At 51.6% G+C, this 7,584-nt stretch carries 10 protein-coding genes; 5 read left to right on the forward strand and 5 right to left on the reverse strand.

All coding sequences use genetic code 11. The annotated features are described in order from the left end of the window. The 5 genes from VAE48_RS07955 to VAE48_RS07975 all read left to right on the forward strand — a co-directional run. Positions 1–738, forward strand: a 738-nt coding sequence (locus tag VAE48_RS07955; protein WP_322792788.1) for a CpaF/VirB11 family protein, incomplete at its 5' end; no start/stop codon positions are given. Between the two features lie 64 nt (positions 739–802). Beyond that, positions 803–1,483 (forward strand): helix-turn-helix domain-containing protein, encoded by a 681-nt coding sequence (locus VAE48_RS07960; RefSeq protein ID WP_322792789.1) that lies wholly within the window; start codon positions 803–805, stop codon positions 1,481–1,483. A 23-nt stretch (positions 1,484–1,506) separates the two neighbouring features. Further along, positions 1,507–2,049 (forward strand): tetratricopeptide repeat protein, encoded by a 543-nt coding sequence (locus VAE48_RS07965; RefSeq protein WP_322792790.1) that lies wholly within the window; start codon positions 1,507–1,509, stop codon positions 2,047–2,049. 24 nt (positions 2,050–2,073) lie between these two features. Further along, positions 2,074–2,931: a GNAT family N-acetyltransferase gene (locus tag VAE48_RS07970; protein WP_322792791.1), complete on the forward strand. Its 858-nt coding sequence runs from the start codon at positions 2,074–2,076 to the stop codon at positions 2,929–2,931. A gap of 115 nt (positions 2,932–3,046) precedes the next feature. Then, a complete protein-coding gene (locus VAE48_RS07975) occupies positions 3,047–3,757 on the forward strand; it encodes a DsbA family protein (protein WP_322792792.1) in 711 nt (236 codons plus the stop codon). Here the strand turns inward: VAE48_RS07975 and VAE48_RS07980 are convergent. From VAE48_RS07980 to secG, 5 genes are all read right to left on the reverse strand, one after another. Then, the gene (locus tag VAE48_RS07980) at positions 3,751–4,461 is read right to left on the reverse strand and encodes a DUF554 domain-containing protein (protein WP_322792793.1); all 711 of its coding nucleotides are present in this window, start codon (positions 4,459–4,461) and stop codon (positions 3,751–3,753) included. The two genes, VAE48_RS07975 and VAE48_RS07980, sit on opposite strands and share 7 nt — an antisense overlap. Then, a complete protein-coding gene (locus VAE48_RS07985) occupies positions 4,458–5,021 on the reverse strand; it encodes a cob(I)yrinic acid a,c-diamide adenosyltransferase (RefSeq protein WP_322792794.1) in 564 nt (187 codons plus the stop codon). Before VAE48_RS07985 ends, VAE48_RS07980 begins: the two co-directional genes overlap by 4 nt. After that, positions 5,018–5,596, reverse strand: coding sequence for a hypothetical protein (locus VAE48_RS07990; RefSeq protein WP_322792795.1), 579 nt, complete (start codon positions 5,594–5,596; stop codon positions 5,018–5,020). The genes VAE48_RS07985 and VAE48_RS07990 overlap by 4 nt, the downstream gene beginning before the upstream one ends. 17 nt (positions 5,597–5,613) lie before the next feature. After that, positions 5,614–7,293, reverse strand: coding sequence for a peptide ABC transporter substrate-binding protein (locus VAE48_RS07995; RefSeq protein WP_322792796.1), 1,680 nt, complete (start codon positions 7,291–7,293; stop codon positions 5,614–5,616). A gap of 96 nt (positions 7,294–7,389) precedes the next feature. Further along, positions 7,390–7,584 (reverse strand): preprotein translocase subunit SecG (secG, locus tag VAE48_RS08000; RefSeq protein ID WP_322792797.1); only part of this gene is annotated, 195 nt, incomplete at its 5' end.

The following is a 7,584-nucleotide window of genomic DNA, read 5'->3' on the forward strand; positions in this document are numbered from 1 at the left end:
ATGGCGGAGTTCATCCGCGCCTGCGTCATGGCGCGCCTGAACATTGTCATTTCCGGCGGCACCGGTTCCGGTAAAACCACCCTGCTGAATGTCCTTTCCAGTTTCATCCCTGAAGAAGAACGAATTGTGACCATCGAAGACGCTGCCGAGTTGAAACTTCAACAGGAACACGTCGTCAGACTGGAAACCAAACCCCCGAACATCGAAGGAAAAGGCGTGGTAACCATTCGGGATCTGGTGCGCAATGCGCTGCGAATGCGTCCGGATCGGATTATTGTTGGTGAAGTACGCGGCGGTGAAGCACTGGATATGCTTCAGGCGATGAATACCGGTCATGACGGCTCGCTGACCACGCTGCACGCCAATACACCGCGTGATGCCATTTCCCGTTTGGAAACGATGTGCCTTATGGCGGGTATGGATCTGCCTGTCCGGGTGATTCGCGAACAAATTGCCTCTGCCATTGACATGATCATTCAGCAGTCCCGCCTTAAGGATGGTACCCGTAAAGTTACTTCCATTACCGAAATTGCCGGTATGGAAGGTGAAACAGTCGTGATGACAGATATTTTCAAATTCCAGCAAACCGGTATTGACCCCGACGGCAAAGTGATTGGTGAACTGAAGCCAACCGGTATTCGCCCGCTTTTCATGCCACGGTTGGAAGCAGCCGGCTTCAAACTGGGACCAGAGGTATTTGGCGCCGACCTCAGCAGTATGCTGGGAAGGCGTAGATAAATTTTTTTGGGCAATGCTATAATGGGATGAACGGCTGTTTCATCCCGCTTCGGTGAGGTATTCGATGAAAACTATCCAACAGGCAACTCAATTACGAACCCGCAAACTGGGATTATTGATTTATGACGCCCGAATTTCGCGCAACCGCAGTGTCGAACAGTGCGCACGGGCAATGGGAATAACCCCCGCGCAATACGAACAGATTGAAGCCGGGTTGCTTGCACCCTCTTTACCGCAGCTGGAAGCGTTTGCCTACTACCTGGATATCCCATTAGAACATTTTTGGAGCGCACAATCCCTGTTGGGGCAGGGACTGCAGGAGCCATTTGAACAATCCCCGGCTTATGTGGCTTTGCGCCATAAAATTATCGGCGCACGCCTGCGGATGACACGTCAAACCCTGAACCTGACGTTGCAACAAATGGAAGAAAAGACAGCCATACCCAAAGAGCGGATTGAATCCTACGAATTGGGTGAAAAAGCCATCCCGCTGCCAGAACTGGAAATCCTCACCGACCACTTACAAATCCGCATGGAAGAACTTTTTGACCAGCGCGGTCCGATTGGACAATGGCGTGCGGAAAGGATTGCCATTCAACGCTTCATGGAATTGCCCGAGGATGTGCGCGAATTTATATGCAAACCGGTCAATTTACCCTACCTGAAACTGGCCATGCGATTAAGTGAACTTTCCGTAGAAAAGTTGCGGGCAGTTGCCGAAGGATTGCTGGAAATTACCTACTAATACCGCTGCACGAGGAATGTACCATGTCCGAAGCCGACATTCAGCTCATTACTCAAAAAGCATGGGAAGCCTACCAGAACGAGGAGTACGAAACTGCTGCAAAAGCCTTTGCTCAGGCGGTTGAAGCCTTATCGGCAGAAAATCAGTCGCTCCAACAGGCGGAAATGAAAAACAACCTCTCGGTTGCGCTGCTCAAAGCCGGAAAACCCGAAGAGGCGTATCAGGCAGCCCTCGGCACCGAACAGGTGTTTGCATCTGCCGGCGACCTTAAACGTCAGGCCATGGCGCTTGCCAATCTTGCCAGCGCATTGGAAGATTTGAAACGCTTTGATGAAGCCCTCAATTTGTTCAACCAATCTGCGGCTTTGTTCAAACAGATTTCAGAAAAGGAGATGCGCGCGTATGTCTTGCAGCGCATTTCAACCATTCAATTGCGGCAGGGCAAACGCATTGAGTCTCTTGTCAGCATGGATGCTGCGCTGGAAGAAAAGCGCAAATTGTCCATGAAAGACCGGCTGCTGCGGAGTTTGATGGGCATCATCCGCCGCTTAAGCGGAATGAACTAGCCCTCGTTCATTTGACCAGTTTATATGTCAGAGCAACTCATAATTCGTCCTGCCAACCCAGAGGATCGTCCAGTACTTTCGGCTGAACTCGATCATGCCGATCATGTCTTTTACCATCTGGACTGGTCTTCACCACTGGACTGGATCGGCAAGCAACCCTTTTGGGTTGTTGAAGACTCACGGGGAATCTGCGCTGCGCTGGCTTTGATCGAAGAACCGGCTGGCATTGCATGGCTGCGCATGTACGCCTGCCGCCGGGGCGTTTCTCCGCAAGAGCACTGGGAGACGCTCATGAGCAAATGTCTGGCACATTTTAACCCCCAAAACATGCCTACCATTGCCGCGTTGGGGCTGAAGGAATGGATGATTCCCCTGCTGACCGGTGTTGGATTTCTGTATCATCAATCCATTGTGACCCTGTATCGCGAATTAAACGACAGGGGAGAAGACGATTTGCCAATTCCACCTTCGGTATTCATCCGTCCGATGGAAGAAGAAGACCTGCCGCGGGTTGCAGCCATTGACCAGCAGGCATTTGAACCGATTTGGCAAAACTCGCTTCCCCAGATCGAAATCTCATTTCAGCGCGCCCGCTACGCCACCGTAGCCGAGTTGGATGGTCAGGTTGTTGGATTTCAAATCAGCACCTCCAATCTTTTTTCCGTTCATCTTGCCCGGCTGGCGGTCCTTCCTTCGCACACACGGCAGCACATTGGCTTTGCTCTGGTCGCCGATTTAATCCAGCGTTGTAAACGGGATGGATGTTGGGAATTATCCGTCAACACCCAGAATGACAATCACGCTTCGCTCTCTTTGTACCAGAAAATTGGTTTCAAACGCAGCGATCAGAGTTTCTCCGTGTGGACGTATTATGCAGATTGATGGTTTTCTAGCAACACATGCCAACCTGTGTAGATTGATTTCTTCTGGACAAATCTCATCATCTATGGCAAAATTTGTTCAACATTAAACGATTTTGCTCATCCACGGAGGAAGAATGTCAGGCAAATCAAAAGAATCCAGCCGCAAAGTCGCCCTTCGCGAACAGCGCCGCAAGCAGGAACAACGAAACCGCATTATCCTGATCAGCGTCATTTCGGTTGTAGCCGTTGCTATTGCTGTTTTATTGATTGTATCCAACCAGCCCGCCAGTGCCGACCGGATTACCAAACCGGAGATGTTCACCCGCCCGCAAATTGACGGCCAGGCCGTTGGAGACCCGAACGCCCCCATAAAAATTGAAGAGTACTCGGATTTCAAGTGCGTTCATTGCCGCGATTTTTGGGAGAGATCTGAAAAACGTCTGGTTGAGGAATATGTTGCCACCGGTAAAGTCTACTTCAAATATGTGCCGCTCAGTTTTATCAGCCCAGAATCCTACCGGGCAGCCGAAGCTGCTTACTGTGCCCTTGATCAGGGTAAATTCTGGGAATATCACGATTATGTCTTTGCCAATTTTGGTGCAGAACTCAATGACGCCATGCTGAAAGGCATTGCCCGCCAGCTGAATCTGGATACGGCTGCATTTGACCGCTGCTACAACAGCCGTCAATATCAGCAGCGAGTACTGGATGATGCCCGCTATGCCAGCGGTTTGGGCGTAACCGGCACCCCCACTTTTAACGTGAACGGACAACTGGTGGGACAAGCCGAATTATTTGAAACCATTGATCAGGAACTGGCAAAGCTGAACCCGGCCAATCAATAAACCCCCAGGAACTGCATCAATACCACCATCAATGGAGCAATGACCAGCGCCGGCAGAAAGTTGCCGGCGCGAATGGGCTTAATCTCCAGCAGACTGCCGATCGCGATCGCCAGCAAAATCACCCCGCCGGTAGCGTTCAATTCCTGCATCATTGCCGGGGTAACCAGCGCCTGCAATTGGGCTGCCATCAGGCTGATGCTGCCCTGATAACCCAGCAGCACCACCGCCGAGAACAGCACCCCCACCCCCAGCGTGGAGGCGAATGCCAGCGCACCAAAGCCATCCAGAATGGCTTTGACGGCCAGGGTCTGAAAATTGCCGGTCAAGCCATCCTGAATTGAACCAAGAATCGCCATTGGACCCACACAAAAGACCAGCGATGCGGTGAGGAAGCCGCGCACAAAGCGGTTATCCGCTGCAGAATCCCCGTTTTTGGAAAAACGCGCTTCCAGCCAGACGCCCAAACGTCTTAACCCATCCTCAATCCGCAACCACTCGCCAATGACCGCGCCAAGCAGCAAACTGATCAACACCACCAGAGCATTCTGTGTGTCCAAAAACATTTTCAAGCCGAAGGCAAGGGTAAACAGACCCAGCCCAGCCATTACGGTCTGGCGTAAGCGCTCGGGCAGTCGGCTGCCCAGCACCAGGCCAAGCACTCCGCCAACCAGAATGGTGATGACGTTGATGATTGTGCCAGTCATGTTTCCCGTCGTTTTGCCAATGTGGGGCGTGTTTTGTTATTCACCTGCGTTTCGTATAATTCAAGCACAAAACACAGGGAGGACAAACGGTTCAGGTAAGGAATAAGGTGTGGATTTTGCAATCCTTCCTGTTCGTTCAATTCTACCACCCGTCTTTCAGCCCGGCGGCAAATGGCTCTAGCCAGGCTGAATGCTCCCCCGGCAACCGTATCCCCCGGCACAATAAATTCTCGCGGCAATTCAATTTCTTCGCTCAGTTCATCGGCCTGTTGTTCGAGCCAGCGAACATGTTCGGCAGTAATTGAACGAAATTGCCCGGCATTTTCCGGCGTAGCGGCGACTTCCGCCATCAGTTGATACAATTCTCGTTGAATTTGAAGAACCAGCCCGGCAATGTGTTGATCCTGGGTAAGACTGCGCGCAAAACCTAATGCAGCAGAAGTTTCATCCAAACAACCGAGCGCCTCGATGCGCAGGTGATTTTTGGAAACCCGCCCCTCACCCAGTAGTCCGGTTGTACCGTTATCACCATTACCGGTAAAAAATCGTTTTTTGCTCATTCAGAAATCCCTCTTCCAGTTTTCATATAAAGATACCAGAACGAGGAAGCAGGGAAGCGCTCTTGTAGACCCTTTTGCCAGATGAATTCTCCCGGCTGGCTGAGTGAACGGAGAACCTCATCAGCACTTTGCAGTTTCAGCCTTTTTTCAGGAGGTAAATCGCCAATCTCTTTCCCCAACAACTCCAAAATGACCCGCTGGCGGACATGAAAGGAGTAATCCGCAGGTAACACCCGCCCGTCTTCTCTCTGTAAATCATCCACATAGTGCAGCCAGAGCCGCAAACGCTGCTCCCACTCTTTACGGCATTTGTTGAGCCACGCCGATTTCCACCGCTGGCGCACTTCGTCAATTCTCTGCAAAGCTGTTTGAAGAGAAGGTTCAGCCAAATCCTCCTTGCTGAGGCGGGCAAGGCTTAAGAGTAAATTACCGGGCGTTAATTGATCTGAATCCCCGCCCAGCATTGCCCCTTTTTCGCGCTGCAGCGGCCAAAACAATACTTCCGAGAGCAGGTAATCTTCCAAAACCTGCGCAGCGGATTGAAGAAAGGCCGCGTCATGAGAAAGGGAAGTCATTGGTCAAAATCCTGAACTCAGGGGGTAGGTGTTACCGCTGCCGGGCGACTGGAAAGATACCATTCCAGCAGGGTGGTAAAGCGGTCACTGCTTTCCAGCAACGGCCCCATCCGCACCCCTTGCACCTGTCGGTCTACGCCGTAGTTGTAGACAGGGTAAAACAGCGGCAGCGCCGGCAATTCATCAGCAAAGATCACCTGAAAATTACGGTAAAGACGGGCACGTTCGTTCAGGTCAAGGGTAATACGGGCTTCCTCCAGATATTCGCTGGCAATTTTGTGATCCCACTGGGTGTAGTTTTGCCCACCCGTGGCCTGAATGGAGTCCCAAAACGGATAGGGATCAGGATCGGGAGAGCGGGTAAAATTCAAATCCACCAGAGCGGCCTGATAATCTCGCAGGGTCAGGTGTTGTTCAATGATGTCCGGATAGGGTAAAAACTCCAGCGTGACCTGCACGTTCAACGCCGCCCAGTCCTGCTGGATGGCTTCAGCAAGGGCTCGGTAACGAGCCGTATCCGGCACCAGCATTGTAAATTGAAGCGCATCGCCGTCCTTGCCGATCCGCACCTCACCGCCTTCGGCTGGCAGGCTATAACCGGCATCTATCAAGATCTGTCGGGCGCGCTCCGGATCATAATTGACCCGAGGCAGACCATCGTAATATGCCCACGTACCGGGGAAGATTGGCCCATCCGCCAGAATGGCCTGACCACCCAGCACCCGATCCACCAGATACTGACGGTTGATTCCCAGATACAGCGCCCGCCGTATTTCGGGATTCTGTAAAAAGCCTGCTTCGGGATTTTTGTGATTGAAAAGAATCAAACTGAGTTCTGGTTTTCGACCGGTGTAGATTGCCAAATCTCGCTCGGCAAGCGCCGAAGCAAGCACATCCTCGCTGATTGAGCTGATTCCCATCACCCGGTCAGCCTGATAGGCCTGTAAAGCCGAAGCAGCGTCCGGGAAGTAGCGGAAGATGACTTGCGGAATAAACGGTTTTTTGCCGTAATAATCTTCAAAGGCCAGCAGGGAAACCCCCACAATTTGACCGTCTTCAACAATCAACTGATCAAAACGGTACGGTCCGGAACCCACCGGTTGGATATTGAATTGCAAGTCACGGATCTGATCAATCGTTCGGCCGCCTAACAAATGCTGAGGAACAACGCCAAAAGTCAAATAGTCCAAAAATGGAGCAAACGGTTCCGGAAGTTTGAACTGGATGAGGGTTTCGCTTAATTGTACAACTTCTACATCGCGCCAAAAACGCTGCAGGTCTGCCGGCACAATTTCGCCGCCGTTGCGCAGCAACTCAATGGTGAAGACAATATCAGCGGCAGTTAACGGCTGACCATCATGCCATTTGGCTTCCGGTCTGATCTCAAAGTTGTAAATTGTCCCGTCCTGAGAAATTCCCCAAGAGGCGGCTAAATCGGGCACCGGAATGCCGCGTTCATCAAAGGACAACAGACGGCTGTAAAGAAGGCGGTCCACATCCCGGTCAGCCGGATTGTAAAAATCCAGGATGGGGTTTAATCGCTGTAAAGAACCAATCAACGCTTCGGTGTAAAAACCGCCGGTGACCGGTTCCGGCACGATTTGAGTTACCCCCTCCGGCTGCTCACTGAGCAGCAAAATTCCAACCACCAAACCGGTCAGAAGAATTATAAGGATTTGCCAGCGAAATTTTTTCATTTTCAGTTAAACCTAAAAGGGCGATTTCCCCAGAAAGGTGCCAATCGCCCTTAACTGTATGGAGTATATCCTGATCTTGAATCCCTGCTGCTTGATTCAGGAACCAATGGCAACCGAAAGGAGTGTAAGGATGACGAAGAGAATCGCCAGTCCGATGGTGATCAGGAAAACGGTTTTTTCCAGACCGCGCCGAGCCGTGAAAACCTGACTGCTATCTGCACCGGTCAAACCGCCGAGACCGACGCCTTTATTTTGAAAGATCACGCTCGCAATCAACGCGATTGAGATTAT

The sequence above is a fragment of the Bellilinea sp. genome, from assembly GCF_034432615.1.
Taxonomy (GTDB): Bacteria; Chloroflexota; Anaerolineae; order Anaerolineales; family Anaerolineaceae; genus Bellilinea.

Excerpts from the sequence above, each read along its gene's own strand:
- VAE48_RS07965 (WP_322792790.1), top strand. The coding sequence starts at position 1,507 with ATGTCCGAAGCCGACATTCAGCTCATTACTCAAAAAGCATGGGAAGCC.
- VAE48_RS07980 (WP_322792793.1), bottom strand. The coding sequence starts at position 4,461 with ATGACTGGCACAATCATCAACGTCATCACCATTCTGGTTGGCGGAGTG.
- VAE48_RS07985 (WP_322792794.1), bottom strand. The coding sequence starts at position 5,021 with ATGAGCAAAAAACGATTTTTTACCGGTAATGGTGATAACGGTACAACC.
- VAE48_RS07970 (WP_322792791.1), top strand. The coding sequence starts at position 2,074 with ATGTCAGAGCAACTCATAATTCGTCCTGCCAACCCAGAGGATCGTCCA.
- VAE48_RS07975 (WP_322792792.1), top strand. The coding sequence starts at position 3,047 with ATGTCAGGCAAATCAAAAGAATCCAGCCGCAAAGTCGCCCTTCGCGAA.
- VAE48_RS07995 (WP_322792796.1), bottom strand. The coding sequence starts at position 7,293 with ATGAAAAAATTTCGCTGGCAAATCCTTATAATTCTTCTGACCGGTTTG.
- VAE48_RS07990 (WP_322792795.1), bottom strand. The coding sequence starts at position 5,596 with ATGACTTCCCTTTCTCATGACGCGGCCTTTCTTCAATCCGCTGCGCAG.
- VAE48_RS07960 (WP_322792789.1), top strand. The coding sequence starts at position 803 with ATGAAAACTATCCAACAGGCAACTCAATTACGAACCCGCAAACTGGGA.